Source organism: Micromonospora sp. NPDC047557, from assembly GCF_043205095.1.
Classification (GTDB): Bacteria; Actinomycetota; Actinomycetes; order Mycobacteriales; family Micromonosporaceae; genus Micromonospora.
Map to the genome: position 1 here is coordinate 299,323 of NZ_JBIDDK010000003.1, position 14,259 is coordinate 313,581.

General features: G+C 71.9%; 13 protein-coding genes. 6 read left to right on the forward strand and 7 right to left on the reverse strand.

The features are described from left to right. Positions 1 to 262: 262 nt before the first annotated feature. Positions 263 to 1,915 carry a hypothetical protein gene (locus ACGGAQ_RS11850; RefSeq protein WP_393047475.1) on the forward strand — a complete coding sequence of 551 codons (1,653 nt, stop codon included), beginning with the start codon at positions 263 to 265 and terminating at the stop codon, positions 1,913 to 1,915. A gap of 279 nt (positions 1,916 to 2,194) precedes the next feature. On the opposite strand, the gene ACGGAQ_RS11855 is transcribed toward ACGGAQ_RS11850, so the two are convergent. Further along, complete coding sequence (locus ACGGAQ_RS11855; RefSeq protein ID WP_393047477.1) at positions 2,195 to 2,971, reverse strand: GntR family transcriptional regulator; 777 nt, start codon at positions 2,969 to 2,971, stop codon at positions 2,195 to 2,197. Positions 2,972 to 3,775: 804 nt separating this feature from the next. Between ACGGAQ_RS11855 and metF the strand changes: the two genes are divergently transcribed. Together metF and ACGGAQ_RS11865 are read left to right on the forward strand one after the other, a co-directional pair. Next, positions 3,776 to 4,693: a methylenetetrahydrofolate reductase [NAD(P)H] gene (gene metF / locus ACGGAQ_RS11860; protein WP_393047480.1), complete on the forward strand. Its 918-nt coding sequence runs from the start codon at positions 3,776 to 3,778 to the stop codon at positions 4,691 to 4,693. A 48-nt stretch (positions 4,694 to 4,741) separates the two neighbouring features. Further along, a complete protein-coding gene (locus ACGGAQ_RS11865) occupies positions 4,742 to 5,428 on the forward strand; it encodes a CDP-alcohol phosphatidyltransferase family protein (protein ID WP_393047483.1) in 687 nt (228 codons plus the stop codon). Positions 5,429 to 5,444: 16 nt separating this feature from the next. Here ACGGAQ_RS11865 and ACGGAQ_RS11870 read toward each other — a convergent pair whose 3' ends face one another. The 6 genes from ACGGAQ_RS11870 to ACGGAQ_RS11895 are packed head-to-tail and all read right to left on the reverse strand — an operon-like array spanning position 5,445 to position 10,758. After that, a complete protein-coding gene (locus ACGGAQ_RS11870) occupies positions 5,445 to 6,932 on the reverse strand; it encodes a phytoene desaturase family protein (protein ID WP_393047486.1) in 1,488 nt (495 codons plus the stop codon). 11 nt (positions 6,933 to 6,943) lie between these two features. After that, positions 6,944 to 8,071, reverse strand: a complete 1,128-nt coding sequence (locus tag ACGGAQ_RS11875; RefSeq protein ID WP_393047489.1) for a glycosyltransferase — start codon at positions 8,069 to 8,071, stop codon at positions 6,944 to 6,946. Then, entirely contained in the window at positions 8,068 to 8,958 is an 891-nt protein-coding gene (locus tag ACGGAQ_RS11880; RefSeq protein WP_393047492.1) for a carotenoid biosynthesis protein, read from the reverse strand. Before ACGGAQ_RS11880 ends, ACGGAQ_RS11875 begins: the two co-directional genes overlap by 4 nt. Beyond that, entirely contained in the window at positions 8,955 to 9,506 is a 552-nt protein-coding gene (locus ACGGAQ_RS11885) for a GNAT family N-acetyltransferase (RefSeq protein ID WP_354862773.1), read from the reverse strand. Before ACGGAQ_RS11885 ends, ACGGAQ_RS11880 begins: the two co-directional genes overlap by 4 nt. Next, a complete protein-coding gene (locus ACGGAQ_RS11890) occupies positions 9,503 to 10,273 on the reverse strand; it encodes a monooxygenase (protein WP_393047494.1) in 771 nt (256 codons plus the stop codon). Before ACGGAQ_RS11890 ends, ACGGAQ_RS11885 begins: the two co-directional genes overlap by 4 nt. Continuing rightward, on the reverse strand, positions 10,270 to 10,758 hold the full coding sequence (locus tag ACGGAQ_RS11895; RefSeq protein ID WP_393047497.1) for a YbaK/EbsC family protein: 489 nt from the start codon (positions 10,756 to 10,758) through the stop codon (positions 10,270 to 10,272). The genes ACGGAQ_RS11890 and ACGGAQ_RS11895 overlap by 4 nt, the downstream gene beginning before the upstream one ends. A gap of 453 nt (positions 10,759 to 11,211) precedes the next feature. On the opposite strand from ACGGAQ_RS11895, the gene ACGGAQ_RS11900 reads away from it, so the two are divergent. The 3 genes from ACGGAQ_RS11900 (at position 11,212) to ACGGAQ_RS11910 (ending at position 14,047) form a co-directional block, all read left to right on the forward strand. Further along, a complete protein-coding gene (locus tag ACGGAQ_RS11900; RefSeq protein ID WP_393047500.1) occupies positions 11,212 to 11,661 on the forward strand; it encodes an SAV_6107 family HEPN domain-containing protein in 450 nt (149 codons plus the stop codon). A 101-nt stretch (positions 11,662 to 11,762) separates the two neighbouring features. After that, positions 11,763 to 12,488: a hypothetical protein gene (locus ACGGAQ_RS11905; protein WP_355134899.1), complete on the forward strand. Its 726-nt coding sequence runs from the start codon at positions 11,763 to 11,765 to the stop codon at positions 12,486 to 12,488. Then, positions 12,485 to 14,047: a DNA polymerase Y family protein gene (locus ACGGAQ_RS11910; RefSeq protein ID WP_393047504.1), complete on the forward strand. Its 1,563-nt coding sequence runs from the start codon at positions 12,485 to 12,487 to the stop codon at positions 14,045 to 14,047. The genes ACGGAQ_RS11905 and ACGGAQ_RS11910 overlap by 4 nt, the downstream gene beginning before the upstream one ends. Positions 14,048 to 14,259 lie beyond the last annotated feature (212 nt).

Below are 14,259 nucleotides of genomic sequence, written 5' to 3' on the forward strand. Positions count from 1 at the left end.
CGCTCAGTACAGATCACGTCCAGGGCTGCTCGTCGATGCCACTGACGGCGACCCTTCCACCGCTTGCTGGGTGAACGCTTATGTCGCAACTGGACCGTTAACTGTCAATTCTGCCCATCGGCCCACCTACCGGCCGAATGCCCTGCCCAAAGCAGGCGAGCTATCGCCCTCCTCAAACACACTGCCAGTCAGTGATCGCAGCAGCACTCCCCGGTAAAGTGTCCACTCAGCCTTCGAACGCCTGTGCGCCGGGAGCACCGTCATGATCCAGTGGCACCGTCTAGACCCGAGGAAGTTTGAACGCGCGGTTCAGGCGTTGCTCCGCAGCACCTATCCGGGCGCGGAAGCGATGGATGGTTCCGGCGGAGATGGCGGACGCGACAGCACGCTTCGCACCCAGGACGGGCTTGTCATCTTTGAGATCAAGTCCTACAGCGAGAGGCTAACGAAGGGACAGCAACGAAAAATCGAAGCTTCACTGCGCGCCGCAGCGGCGCATGAGCCGAATCGCTGGGTTCTAATCCTGCCACTGAATCACTCTCCGAAGGAGGAGAAGTGGTTCGAAGAGCTGAAGCGAAAGTTCCCTGCAATTCAACTAGAGTGGTGGGGAGTGGATTGGCTGGACGGGCACTTTGCATCGCGAGAGGACCTTCGACGGATGGTCGAGGGTGGCGAGTATCGGCTACTAGAGCTGGCGCGCGAGTTCGACAAGGAGAAGGCCGTTCTCGCGTCAGGCCTACCGGACCTGGCGGGCCGATTTGGCATCCTTACTCAAAGATCCCGCGATCTCTCACCCTACTGGATCGCTGACTTCGCTTCCGGGCCCGATGGGATGACCTTCATTTTCCGGGAGCGGTATCCCGGAGCGGCTCAAGATGATCCAATCAGTCTAAAGCCCGTCTTCGCATTCTCGCCAGACGACCCGGAAGCAGCCGAAGTCGAACGTGACTTGAGGCACGTAATGGACTTCGGCGGAGACGTGACCGTTCCAGGAAAGTTCGTTCAGGAGTTCAACGTTGATGCCTCGGAAGAGACCCGACTTGCGTTCGGCTGGGACCGGGCGCCTGAAACCAAAGAGATTCAGATCAAGTCCGTAGAGGACAACAGCGGACTACCTATCCCCTGCACTCTTGATGTCCTAACCCCTGGCGGCAAGATCGCTGCCTCCATTACTGTCCAGCTCTCTCAGCGGGTGGGCGGGGCACGCGGATATACGATCACCGGGGCTGATCCTTCTGGCCTGCTCACAGCTAGGTTCCTCCTTGAACATCCCGATGTGCGGGCAAGTGGCCCGTCGCTGAACTTTCAGGTGTCTTCGCCGATTGGCTTGTTCCCTTGGGCGACCCGGCCGGTAGCGGACTTCATCGCCGCCGTGCAACCCGGCAACCGCATGGTGCTACGCATGGGAATTCCGTTTGGCGAATGTGAAGTCATGGAGCCAATCTTTCGAGATGAAGATTTGCTTGTGCGCCTCATCACTGCGCTCGACGAGCTGCAAAAGCATTTTGGGCAACTTTTCCCCATCCCCGAGGGGCTTACCCGGAAAGACCTTAAAGAGCTTGAAACGCTGGTTGAGTTCGTACGGCACGGCAGAGCGCAGTGGCCGTACCACACGGTCAAGATGCAGTTCCATCACGACAAGTTGGAAGAGCTCGTTGCCGACGAGAGTTTCACGCCAGAGGGCGGAGCTCTATTGGCTCGGTTTGATTCATTCGGTATGAAGTTTGGCGATAACCGCTTCGACGTCGGCCGCGTTCAGTTTTACGCCCCAAGAATCCGCCTTGCCAACTTTGAGCAGGTACGAGCAGCCATCGGTACCGGGGTTGATCCGGACGGCCGGTGGGAGTGCATCGACGGTGAGCACATCTACATGCGCAGCATGAGCAACACAATCGAAGGTGAGGTCAGCGGTTAGCAGAGCGGTGCAAGATCAGAAGATGAAGCCGGCTCATGGCCGGCTCCATCGCCTGGCGCCTCCTTCGCGATCTGCACAGAGGTTGCCTCAGTCCTGAGCCGACCGCGTGCTGACACCCATAGCGTCAGCCACCCGGCCGTACGTCGGCCGGATTCCGCTGCCCCACGTCTTTCCTACCCCCGGGGGTACGATGACTTCCCTTGTCAGACCCCCGGGTGCGCGCCGCTGCCGTTCCCCGCGCCCGGTTGGAAATTGCCTCAACTCAGGAGCGGAATCGGTTCAGGTGAGGTCGATCCAGTAATCCAGATCCACCAGATCCGCACGCCTGACGATGTGCGCCGCCTCGACCACGCGCTCACCGACATACGTCTGTCGAGTGATCACCACGACGTGAACGCCTCCAGGGATTTGGAGAGCCTCAACCTCATCCGGCGTCGGCATCCTCCATCGCGGCCGCTCACGGATGCCAGTGACGGTGTGCCCGAGGCTGAGGAGCTGGGACGTGTTGCCACCTGGCCAGGGCTCGTTCTCCGGGTCGGCTACCGGGGTGCCGGCGACCATGTCGAGCAGCAGCGACGAGACGGACATCTGTTGCGGCACGCCGTGAGTGCGGAACAGGAAGTGGCGCTCCAATAGCATCGTCCCCTGCTCCACCCCGAACAGTTCGGCCACGGACTCGGTAGCCGGCACCTCCAAGAAGCTCCTATCGAGGCTGTAGGCAGACCACTCGATCTGCTGATCAGCAGTGAAGGACGTTGCAAGCTCGCCGCTGCGGACCTGCTCCAGCTCCTTGCGGTACCTCTCGGAAGCGAGTCGACGCACGGGCATGATCGGACGGGCGTAGGTGCCTCGTCCAACCTCTGTCATCACCAAGCCCTCTGCCCGCAGCAGCGCCAGGGCTTCACGAACGGTCCCGCGCGCGACTGCGAACTCGGCCATCAAGGTCGATTCACTGGGCAGCAAGGAGCCGGGGGCGATGACGCCGGCCTCGATCCGGTGGCGTAGCTCGTCGGCAACCTGCCGGTAGCGCCGCGGCTGTGGGTGCGGGGTAGGCACGCCCGTCACCGTACTCCCGATCTTTCCGACCGCTTGCTCGCCATGACACGACATTACCTGTCTAGACAGGTTGCCTAGACAGGCCTACGGTTGCAGTGTGGTCGGCACGCTGAGTGATCTAGGGGTAGGCACTGCGTGTCGGCCACCCAAGGAGTCTCGGGAGGCAGCGCATGCGTCGATGGAAGTGGTTCCAACGTCCTGACGAGTCGGTCGACGTCGTCGAGCGCTCGGCCTATCAGCCCGTGGCGTGCGACCCTCCTGCGCCGCCACGGAAGCAGGGTGATCCCACCAGCGTGCGGCCGGCCGTGAAGCGACGCAACCAACGAGACGATCGCCATGATGCTTGAGGAGATCAGGCCGGAGCCACCGTTCCCCGTGATCATGGCCGGCTTCATAGTGGATCTGCACATCCGCAAGACCTGCCCACGCTGCCGGCAGGATGGCTGTCCAAAGCTCAGGGCCGCTGGACTGACCCTGAAGCTCTGGCGAGCGAGGAAGCAGCCGTGAAGGCCGGTGACGTTCTCCGGCTTGATCGGAAGGTCAGCGTTCAATTCATGAGCCCGATAACCGTTCGGGTCATCAGAAGGCTTGACTGGGTTACCTACGACGGTTGGTGCTGGATCGACTGTTACCAGCTCGACAGCAGAGGTGATGCCATCGCCAGACGTTCGCTGTTTATCCGACCTGAGTTCGTGGAGTCCGCCGCAGATGGCTTGGCCGCGCCGCACGGCCGGGGTCGACCGACTCCCGTACGGCGGTGGGAAGCTCCTGGGTCCCGGTGGCGTCTCCCGCTAGAGTCGGGTCGTGGCGCTCGGTCTTCCCTCGGTACTCCCCAATCCGCAGCCGGCGATCGGGGAGCTCATCCGTGACCGCCAGCCGACCTTCTCGTTCGAGTTCTTCCCGCCCAAGACCGAGGCGGGGGAGCGGCTGCTCTGGCAGGCGATCCGCGAGCTGGAGTCGCTGCGCCCCTCGTTCGTGTCGATCACCTACGGCGCGGGCGGTTCGACCAGGGACACCACAGTGGCGGTGACCGAGCGGATCGCCACCGACACCACCCTGCTGCCGATGGCCCACCTGACCGCTGTCAACCACTCCGTTGCCGAGCTGCGGCACGTGATCGGCCGGCTCGCCGGGGTCGGGGTGCGCAACGTGCTGGCCGTGCGCGGTGACCCGCCGGGCAACCCGAGCGGCGAGTGGGTCCGGCACCCCGAGGGCGTCGACTACGCCGAGGACCTGGTCCGGCTGGTGCGCGACTCCGGTGACTTCAGCGTCGGTGTGGCGGCCTTCCCGTACAAGCACCCCCGCTCACCCGACGTGGCCAGCGACACCGCACAGTTCGTCCGCAAGTGCCGGGCCGGCGCGGAGTTCGCGATCACGCAGATGTTCTTCGAGGCCGACGACTACCTGCGCCTGCGCGACCGGGTGGCCGCCGCCGGCTGCGACACCCCGATCCTGGCCGGGGTGATGCCGGTGACCCAGATCGGCACCATCGAGCGGTCCGTGCAGCTGTCCGGGGCGCCCTTCCCGCCGGCGCTGGCGGCGCGCTTCGAGCGGGTGGCCGACGACCCGGAGGCGGTGCGCCGGCTCGGCATCGAGCAGGCCAGCGACATGTGCCGTCGACTGCTGGACGAGGGCGTTCCGGGAATCCACTTCATCACCCTCAACCGGTCCACCGCCACCCGAGAGGTCTGGCAGAACCTCAAGGCTGGCGCGCGGGTGTGAACGCGGACTCTGCGACACCTGACGCCCGGCACGACGGTTGATCCTCAGGTGGGCACACAGCTGAACTGGGACCAGTACGCCACGGCGTGGGCGCGGTTGCACGGCGGGTTCGACCCGCGGGTCGCCGCGCCGGTGGTGCGTGCCTGGCTGCGGTTCGCATACCACGTCGGGTATGTGCTGGGCCGGCTGCGGGTCGGCCCCACCCCGGTCACCGTGGCGGGGGTGCTGCTCTGCTTCTGCGTACCGTTGCTGGCGACCCGGCCGGGCGACGGCCCGTTCCTCGGCGCGCTGTTCGTGCTGCTCGCCGCGGTGGCCGACAGCGTGGACGGTGCGGTGGCCGTCGCCACCGGCCGCACCACCCGGCTCGGCTACGTCTACGACTCGCTGGCCGACCGGCTCGGCGAGGTGGCGTGGCTGCTGGCGTTCTGGCTGGTCGGCGCGCCGGGCGCGCTGGTCGTCGCAGCCGGGGCGCTGTCCTGGCTGCACGAGTACGTCCGGGCCCGCGCGGTCTCCGCCGGGATGCGCGACATCGGCGCGGTGACCGTCGGCGAACGACCCACGCGGGTCTCGGTCGCGCTGGCGGGCCTGGTGGTGGCCGGGCTGGCCGGCCTGATCGAGCCGGAGCTCGCCGCCGGCACCATCACCATGGCGACCGCGGTGTGGGTGCTGCTTGCCGGCTTCGGGCTGGGGCAGCTGCTGTCCACCGTCCGCCGCGCGCTGCTCGACGCCGGCTGAGCGGCCCCGACGGGTCTTACCAGGCGGGGCCGATCTCGTCGGCGACGATCTGCGCGGAGAGGGTCACCATCGGCAGGCCACCGCCGGGGTGGCTGGAGCCGCCCACCAGCCACAGCCCGTGCGCCGGGCCCCGGTTGGCCGGGCGGAGCAGGCCACCGGCGGTGCCGTAGATCGCGCCGCCCGGCGCCCCGGTCGTCGCGTCCAGGTCGGCGGGGGTGCGCACCTCGCGGAACAGCAGCCGGTCCCGCACGTCGACGCCGCGCTCGGCCAGGACATCCAGGATCCGGTCGGCGTACGCGTCGGCCAGCCCCGGGCGTCGCCAGTCGACAGCGCCACCGGCGGTGCCCTGCCGGGCGGCGTTGACCAGCACGAACCACGCCTCGTGCCCGGCGGGGCGGACCATCGGATCGTCGGCCACGGTGACGAACACCGTCGGGTCGGCCGCCGGTCGGGCCCGGACGCCCCGCCCCGGATCGCCGAAGACCGCGTCGAACTCCGCGTCGTAGTCGCGCGGAAAGAAGACGTTGTGGTGCGCCAGGCCGGTGCTGCCGGAGACGCCGAGCAGCAGCACGAAACCGGCGAGGCTGCGATCGGTCAGGCCGGCCAGCCGGCGCGCGTGTGGCAGCAGGTCGCGGTAGACGGTGAGCGCGTCGACGTTGGCCACCACCACGTCGGCGGGCACCGGCGCGGTGACGCCGGCGAGGCGTACGCCGTGCACCCGGCCGCCCGCGGCGTCGATCCGGGTGACAGTGGTGCCGGTCTGCACCACCACGCCGAGGTCCAGGCAGCGGGTCAGCAGCGCGTCGGCGAGCGTGCCCAGCCCGCCGCGCAGGTACCACCCGCCGTAGGTCAGCTCGGCGTAGGGGACCGCGACCAGCGCCGCCGGGGCCCGCCGCGGGTCGGCGCCGGTGTAGGTGGCGTACCGGTCCAGCAGCATCCGCAGCCGCGGGTCGGACAGGTGCCGGCGGCCCAGCCCGCGCAGGGTGCGGCCCGGGGCGATGGCGGCCAGGTCGCCCACCCGCCAGGCCAGCGACGCGAGGTCGCGGGGGGAGTCGACGGTACGGCGCAGGATGTCCCGCGAGGACGCCTCCCACACCCGTGCGGCCCGGCGCCACAGCCGCTGCCAGTCGGCCGCCGCCCGGTCGCCGAGGGCGGCCCCGATCCGCGCGGCGAACTCCACCGGGTCGGTGCACGAATCCAGGGTCGGGCCGCCACCTGCGAAGACGTGCCGGACGATCGGGTCCAGCGGCGTCAGGTCCAGGTACTCATCGAGCTTTGCCCCGGTCGCCTCGAACAGGTCGTGGAAGACCTCGGGCAGGGTGAGCAGGCTCGGCCCGGTGTCGAAGTGGAACATCCCGGCCGGAGTGTCGTGCGCGTACCGGCCGAGCTTGCCGCCGACCGTGTCCGCGGCCTCGAAGACGGTCACCTGGTGCCCGGTTGCGGCCAGCCGGGCGGCGGTGGCCAGGCCACCCACCCCGGCGCCGACGACCACGATCCGCGCCATGCCGCGCCCTCCTAGCTGACCGGGCGGCCCCGCCAGGTCAGGCGGCGTCGCTTTCGCAGATGGTACGACCGCAGCGTCAACCAGCCGAGGACCACGACCGACACGGGGTGTGCGAGCGCGTCGGGCCACCACCGGCCGCCGGTCGCCCGGGCGGTGAGCACCCGCCCGGCCACCCCGAGCAGGTAGCCCGCCAGGCCCACGGCGGCCACCTGCGCCGCGCCGGCCACGAGCCCGACCAGCGCGACCAGCGGCGGGGCGGTGTAGAGCAGGAGCAGCAGCGTCACCACGGCGGCCGCCGCGCCGGGGTGCCCGAACGACGCCCACAGCGACTTCGAGTACCCGTCGCGCAGCTGCGGCCAGTCGTCGTACATCCGGCAGGTGGCCAGCCGGGAGCCGTCGGCCAGGGCGATCCGCCTCCCGGCGCGCTTGACGGCCCGGGCCAGCTCGACGTCCTCCAGGATCTTGTCGGCGACGGACGCGTGCCCGCCGGCGGCGGTGTAGCCGGCCCGGTCCAGCACCAGGAACTGCCCGCCCGCCGCGGCCAGCGACGGCCGCCGCGAGCGCTCCATGGCCCGCAGCGGCAGGAAGGTCAGCCACAACCACTGCAACAGCGGCTGCACGAGCCGGTCGGCCACCGTCGCCACCACGATCCGGGGGTACGGCGACAGCAGCGTCGCGCGGGCGGCGCGCAGCTCGGTGACCGCCGCGGCCACGGCGTGCGGGGCGAGCACCACGTCGGCGTCGACGAAGACCAGCGCGGTGGCCGCCGGGTCGGCCCGGGTGGCCAACTGCCAGCAGGCGTGCGGCTTGCCCAGCCAGCCCGGCGGCGGGGCGACCCCGCTGAGCAGGGTGACCCGCGGGTCGTCGCCGACGACCGCGCGGACCACCTCGGCGGTACCGTCGGTGGACCCGTCGTCGAGGACCACGATGCGCAGCGCCGGCACACCACGCTGGGCGAGCAGGGCGCGCAGGCAGGGCGTTACCCGGGTGGCCTCGTCGCGCAGCGGCAGCAGTACGGCCACCGGCTCGTCGACGTCATCCGGCCGATCGGTGGGTCGGCGCAGCCATCGGGCGGCGTTGACCCAGGTGTGCCCGGTCAGCGCGGCGACGGCGAGCAGCAGGGCGAAGAGGACGGTCATCTGGTCGCGTCGACGCCGGGGCGGTGCGGTTGGTGGTCGTCTCGGCGCGCGTGGTGGGGCCGGCGGGCGCGCAGCAGGGTCACCGCCAACGGCACGGCGGTGACCGCCATGCCGGCCGCGCCCCAGAGCGCCGACGCGGGCAGGTCCAGGAAGACCGCGTGGGCCAGGATGCTGGAGAAGTACGTCCACAGGTACAGCGCGAGCATCGGGTGGTCCCGCCGGTCGGTGTGCTCGGCGGCCGGGCCGGCCAGCGGGCGCAGCGCGCTCATCAGCAGCACCGCGAAGAGCAGCCAGCCCAGGTAGTTGCTGACCGGGATGCCGGCCAGGCCGGGCAGCGCCGGGGTGGCGTCCCGCCAGACCCAGTAGCCCTCGGCGACCATCTGCGGGTCGAGGAAGAGGTCCCAGGCGGCCAGCCCCACCGCGGCCAGCGCGATCCGGCCCACCCACCGGCCGGTCGGCGTGCCGTGGCCAGGCGGCGTGCCGTTGCCGGTCGACGTGCCGTTGCCGGTCGGCGTGCCGCTGCCGCCGGTCAGGCGGACCGCGGCCAGCCAGGCCGGCCAGGCCATCCAGGTCCAGGCCAACGGGATGATCAACGGCACCCCGGCCAGTTTGGGGCCCAGCTCACCGGAGTAGTCGTAGCTGCCGAACGGCACACCGGTGGCCACCCCGATCGCCTCGATCGCGAACCCGCCGCCGGTGGCCACCGCGACCAGCGCCGCCGCCACCCGGGGCCCCCGGCTGAGCAGCGCGTGGCCGACCGAGAGCAGCCAGCCGAGCACGACCGTGGCCACGGTCAGCCCGGCCCGGGTGGGGCCGGTGGTCAGCGGGTAGCAGATCTGGGCGAGCACCAGGACGGCGAGCAGCGTCCAGGAGATCCGCCGGGTCATGACGCGGCGGGCTCGAGCGGCAGGTCTCGACCGAGTACGCCGAAGGGCCGCTCGTCACCGGGGAAGTGGAAGTCGCGCAGCACGTCGACGAAGCCGAACCGCCGGTACAGCCGCCAGGCCCGCGAGGTCTGCTCCTCGGCCTCCGGCGTGGACAGCAGTGTGGTGTCGCCCTCGGCCATCGTGAGCAGCGCCCGCAACTGCCCGGCGCCCAGCCCGTGCCCCTGCGCCGGAGGGCGGACGTGCAGCTCGACCACCTCGAAGCAGTGGGTGAGCCAGCGCTTGCGGGTCGGGGCGTCCAGCGCCCGGTGCACCTGGTCGTGCCACCACTGGCCCGGACCGCCCAGATAGCCGTACCCGAAGCCGGCGAGGTGACCTTCGCTGGTCAGGCTGGCCACGGCCCGGAACCCGGGCCGGCGGACGTGGGTGGCGATGTAGCCGCGCCGGGCCTCCAGCAGGTCGGTGCGGTACCCCATCGCCTCGCCGTAGACGGCCACCACGTCGTCCAGCCGTCGGACGAGATCGTCCGGCGTCCAGCGCACCAACCTCATGCCCGTCCACCTTTCACTGTCGCCTGGTCGCCGTCGGCGACCCACCCGAGGACCGTCCGGTCGCCGACCACGTCACGTACCTCGAACCGGGCGAACAGCTCCTCGGCGTACCAGCCCGCGGTGGGGGTTCGCATGATCGCCGCCCGATGCTCCGGGTGACGGTACGCGAACGCCACGAGGTCCGTCGGGTCGCGCCACACACTCACCGTGCCCTGCCATCCCAGTGGGGCCTCACCGACGCCGAACCGGGCCAGCAACCCGGGCGCGTCGCGCAGGGCGGCGGCCACCGGCGGGACCGCCCGCCAGAAGGTGGCCGCCCGGCGGGCCCGTAACCGGGCCCGGGTCAGCGCCAGCACCGGGCCGGTGACCCGGCCGCCCGGCGGCTCGCCGAACGGTCGCTGGCCGGACCACTCGCCCCGGCTGCTCAGCGGGCGCAGGTCGACTCGGGCCTGGGCGTGGGCGATCCGCGCCCAGGCGCGTCCGACCGGCGAGTCGTCGAAGCCGGCCGCCGCGGCGGGGGAGTCCCAGACGGTCAGCGCCGCCCACCGGGTCAGGTCGGCGTCACCCGGCCCGAAGCCGGTGCCGGTCCCCGTCCCCAGCAGCTTGCCGAACCGGACGCCCGGCAGGGCCCGCAGTCGACGCGGGTCCACCGCCATCCGGGTCAGCGCCCGGGGGAGCGCGCCGCGGGAGGTCCGCCACACGTGCAGGGTGACCAGCTCCGGTACGGCGCTGCTGTGCCGGCCGGTTCGCTCGCGCGGCTCGCTCACGCCACCTCGGCCGGGACGCCGGCGGTGACGCGCAGCAGCTCGGCGTAGGTGGTCGGGAAGACCGCCTGCGGTACGCCGCCCGCGGCCCAGATCTGCGGGTACGCCGCCAGCGCGGTGTCCACCAGGGTGCGCAGCGCCTGCGGGTGCCCGAGCGGGGCCACCCCACCGATCGGCTGCCCGGTGTGCTTCCGGACGAACTCCGGGGTGGCCCGGCGCAGCCGGGTGACGCCGATGGACGCGGCGAGGCCGGCGGTGTCGACCCGGTGCGCGCCGGAGGTGAGCACGAGCAGCGGCGAGTCGTCCGCGTCGAAGATCAGCGAGTTGGCGATCTGGCCGACCTCGACGCCGAGCGCGTCGGCTGCGGCTGCCGCGGTGTGCACCGCGTCGGGCAGCAGGCGGACCGTGCTGGGCTGGCCGGCGCCGTCGCGCGCACCGGCGCCGTCCAGCGCGTCCTGCACCGCCCGTACGTTCGGGTGTGGCTGCATGGGGACATTCTTCCCGGTCCGCCGGCGCCGGTTCACTCCGGTGCGTACGGACGGCGAGCCTCGGCGCGTCACACGTTGCATTTTCGTCGGAGGGGAGGTGTACTGTCAGGAGCAGTTAGAACGAGTGTTCGATTGCCTCGAACGCCCGTTCCAACCAGCCGGAGCGCGGTGTTTCGCGGCGCCAGCTCCGGGCGGTGTGGCTTCGCGGGCCGCACCTGGGTTTCCGGGCAGTCGCGAGCCCGGTCCCGTCAGGCAGGAGCGTCGCCCGCCGCCCACGACCCCCGGGCGGCGGGCGACGAACCCGCCGGTACGCCGGCCGGGTGTGGTGTGGGGAAGCATCCACACCCGGCCGGCCACCCCCGGTGCGTCTTCCTCCGCACCACCCGACCTCGGCGTCTCGTCGGCGGCACCACTGCCCCGGCCGACGCCCCGGCCATGTGGAGGAGACAGTCCATGCCGACCAACCCGGCTCAGGCACCGACGGTGCCGGCGCACGTGCTGCCGCACCGCACCCCTGCCCAGCTCCTCACCCTGGCCCGCCGTGGGCTGGTCGAGGCCGGCCAGACCCGACCTGACGGTCTACGCTACGCGGCCGCCCACCTGGCGGCGCTGCGTGCGGCGGCCGCCCTGCTCGCCGCCCGGGCCCGGCCCGCCCCGAGCCGGCGCAACCGGATCACCAGCGTCTGGGTCCTGCTCTGCGCCGTCGCCCCCGAGCTCGACGAGTGGGCCCGGTTCTTCGCCGCCGGGGCCAGCAAGCGAGCCGCCGCCGAAGCCGGCATCCCCCGGGTGGTCAGCGCCCGGGAGGCCGACGATCTGCTCCGCGCCGCCGAACAGTTCGTCACGGTGGTGGAGAGCGCGCTCGGCGTGGCACACCAACCGGCCCTGGACGGCCTCGCCGCATGAGCCCGCCGTGACGCCGACCGCCTGGAAGGGAAGCCGGGCGGCCGGCGTCACGGTGCGTCGGTCCTGATCTGTTCCACAGCAACGACGGGGGAGTTGGTCCAATGGCGGGCCGCATGGTGGTCGGTTCCGCCGCACTGGCCGATCTGGTACGCCCGGCGAGCGCACCCGATCCGGTCGGCGGCCACCGGGTGCTACCGGTGGCGCCCGAGCTGACCGGCCTGCTGCCCAACCGGGGCCTGCGCCGCGGCAGCACCATCGCGGTCGCCGCCGGTCAGCCCCGACGCAGTGGCGGCACCTCGCTGGTGCTGGCCCTGCTGGCCGAGGCGTCCCGGGCCGGTTCGTGGTGCGCAGTGGTCGGAGTGCCGACGTTCGGCGCGGGTGCGGCAGCCGAGCTGGGCATCGCCCTGGACCGGCTGGCCCTGGTGCCGAATCCCGGCCCCGAGTGGGCCACAGTGGTCGCCGCGTTGATCGACGGGGTGGACGTCGTGGTCACCGCCGTACCCGCCGCGGTCTCCGCCTCGGTCGCCACCCGGCTGGCCGCGCGGGCCCGGCAGCGCGGCAGCGTGCTCGTTCCGTACGGCCGGTGGGACGGCGCGGACGTGACGTTGCAGGTGGTCCGCGGGGTCTGGGAAGGGCTCGGCCAGGGTCGGGGGCGGCTGCGTCGCCGGGAGGTCACCGTCTCGGCGCGCGGGCGCGGAGCGGCCGCCCGCCCCAAGGAGATCAAGGTCTGGCTTCCCGGTGCCGAGCTCACCCGGGTCATTCCCCGGGCGGTGCGGTCGACAGTGGGCCGTCCGTCCGTGCCGCTCGCCCTGGTCGGGTCGGGGTGACCGGCTCGCCGATCCGGACCCTGCTGCTGTGGTGCCCGGACTGGCCGGTGCTCGCCGCCGAGATCGTCGACGGGGTGCCGGCCACCGGTCCGGTCGCCGTGCTGCACGCCAACCGGGTGGTCGCCTGCTCCGAGCGGGCCCGCGCCGAGGGCGTGCGCCGAGGGCTGCGCAAACGGGAGGCGCAGGGCCGTTGCCCGCAGCTCACCGTCGTGGAGTACGACCCCGGCCGGGACGCCCGGGCGTTCGAGCCGGTGGTCGCCGCGCTGGAGGAACTGGTCGCCGGCGTCGAGGTGGTCCGTCCGGGCGCCTGCGCGGTCGCCGCCCGGGGCCCGAGTCGCTACCTCGGCGGCGAGGAGGCGGCCGCCGAGCGGCTCATCGAGCACGTCGCCCAGTCCTGTCTGGTGGAGAGCCAGGTGGGCATCGCCGACGGGGTGTTCGCCGCGGGGTTGGCCGCCCGCGCCGGCCGGGTGGTGGAGCCGGGCGGAACACCGGCTTTCCTGGCCGGGATGCCGGTCGAGGCGCTCGGTCGGTCCGCACTGGCCGATCTGCTGCGCCGGCTGGGGGTGCGGACCCTCGGCGACTTCGCCGCGCTACCGGCCGGCGACGTGCTGGCCCGGTTCGGGTTCGACGGCGCGCTGGCCCACCGGCTGGCCGCCGGCCGGGATCACCGCCCGCTCGCCGTCCGGCAGCCGCCGACCGACCTGACGGTGACCTCCGCGTACGACGAGCCGATCGACCGGGTCGACGCGGCGGCGTTCGCCGCCCGCGCGCTGGCCGAGCAGTTGCACGACCGGCTCGCCGGGCACGGGCTGGCCTGCACCCGGCTCGGCATCGAGGCGGTCACCGAGCACGGGCAGGAGCTGCACCGGGTGTGGCGGCACGACGGCCTGCTCACCGCCGCCGCCATCGCCGACCGGGTGCGCTGGCAGCTCGACGGCTGGCTCTCCGGCAGCAACGGCCGCGCCGGTGCCCGACCGGCCCGGCCGACGGCCGGCATCATCCGGCTGCGGCTGATCCCGGACGGGGTGATCGCCCAGGCCGGCCTGCAGACCGGCCTCTGGGGGGAGACGGGCGAGGAGCGGGAGAGGGCGCAGCGGGCATTGAGTCGGGTGCAGGGCATCCTCGGCCCGGAAGCGGTGGTCACGGCGGTGCTCGGCGGTGGGCGTTCCCCGGCCGACCAGGTACGCCTGGTGCCGTGGGGCGACGAACGCCTCCCCGCCCGCCCCGAAGTTCCGCCGTGGCCGGGCCGGCTGCCGCCGCCCGCGCCCGCCGTGGTGCTGCCCAGCCCGCTCGCCGCGACCGTGCACGACGCCGCCGGTGAGCCGGTGGTGATCAGTGCGCGGTTGGCGGTGAGCGCTGTTCCCGCCCGGCTGGTGGTCGGCGACGGTCGACCGGCGGAGATCGTGGGCTGGGCCGGGCCGTGGCCGGTGGACGAGCGCTGGTGGGCGCCGGCCGAGGCTCGCCGCCGGGCACGGTTCCAGGTCAGCCTCGCCGACGGCACCGCTCTGCTGCTCGCCGTGGAGTCCGGGCAGTGGCTGGTGGAGGCGATCTATGACTGAGTCAGGTCGGCCCATGACCGGCGTTGGCCGGGAGGCAGATGTCCTGATGAGCGGTATGACTGTGAGTCATAAATATGACTCACAGTCATACCGCTCACGGTGGCTGTTGCCGCTGGCGGGGTCGCGCACCGCCGGGCGGCTGGTCGGTCGTGCCACCGCCGCTAGGCCGGCAGAAGCGGGCGGCGCGGGTGGCGCGATCCGAGCGGGCGGAG

Bases quoted from the DNA above. Each gene is read 5' to 3' on its own strand.
- ACGGAQ_RS11850 (WP_393047475.1), top strand. From the start codon at position 263: ATGATCCAGTGGCACCGTCTAGACCCGAGGAAGTTTGAACGCGCGGTT.
- ACGGAQ_RS11870 (WP_393047486.1), bottom strand. From the start codon at position 6,932: ATGGCGCGGATCGTGGTCGTCGGCGCCGGGGTGGGTGGCCTGGCCACC.
- ACGGAQ_RS11875 (WP_393047489.1), bottom strand. From the start codon at position 8,071: ATGACCGTCCTCTTCGCCCTGCTGCTCGCCGTCGCCGCGCTGACCGGG.
- ACGGAQ_RS11880 (WP_393047492.1), bottom strand. From the start codon at position 8,958: ATGACCCGGCGGATCTCCTGGACGCTGCTCGCCGTCCTGGTGCTCGCC.
- ACGGAQ_RS11885 (WP_354862773.1), bottom strand. From the start codon at position 9,506: ATGAGGTTGGTGCGCTGGACGCCGGACGATCTCGTCCGACGGCTGGAC.
- ACGGAQ_RS11895 (WP_393047497.1), bottom strand. From the start codon at position 10,758: ATGCAGCCACACCCGAACGTACGGGCGGTGCAGGACGCGCTGGACGGC.
- ACGGAQ_RS11900 (WP_393047500.1), top strand. From the start codon at position 11,212: ATGCCGACCAACCCGGCTCAGGCACCGACGGTGCCGGCGCACGTGCTG.
- ACGGAQ_RS11905 (WP_355134899.1), top strand. From the start codon at position 11,763: ATGGCGGGCCGCATGGTGGTCGGTTCCGCCGCACTGGCCGATCTGGTA.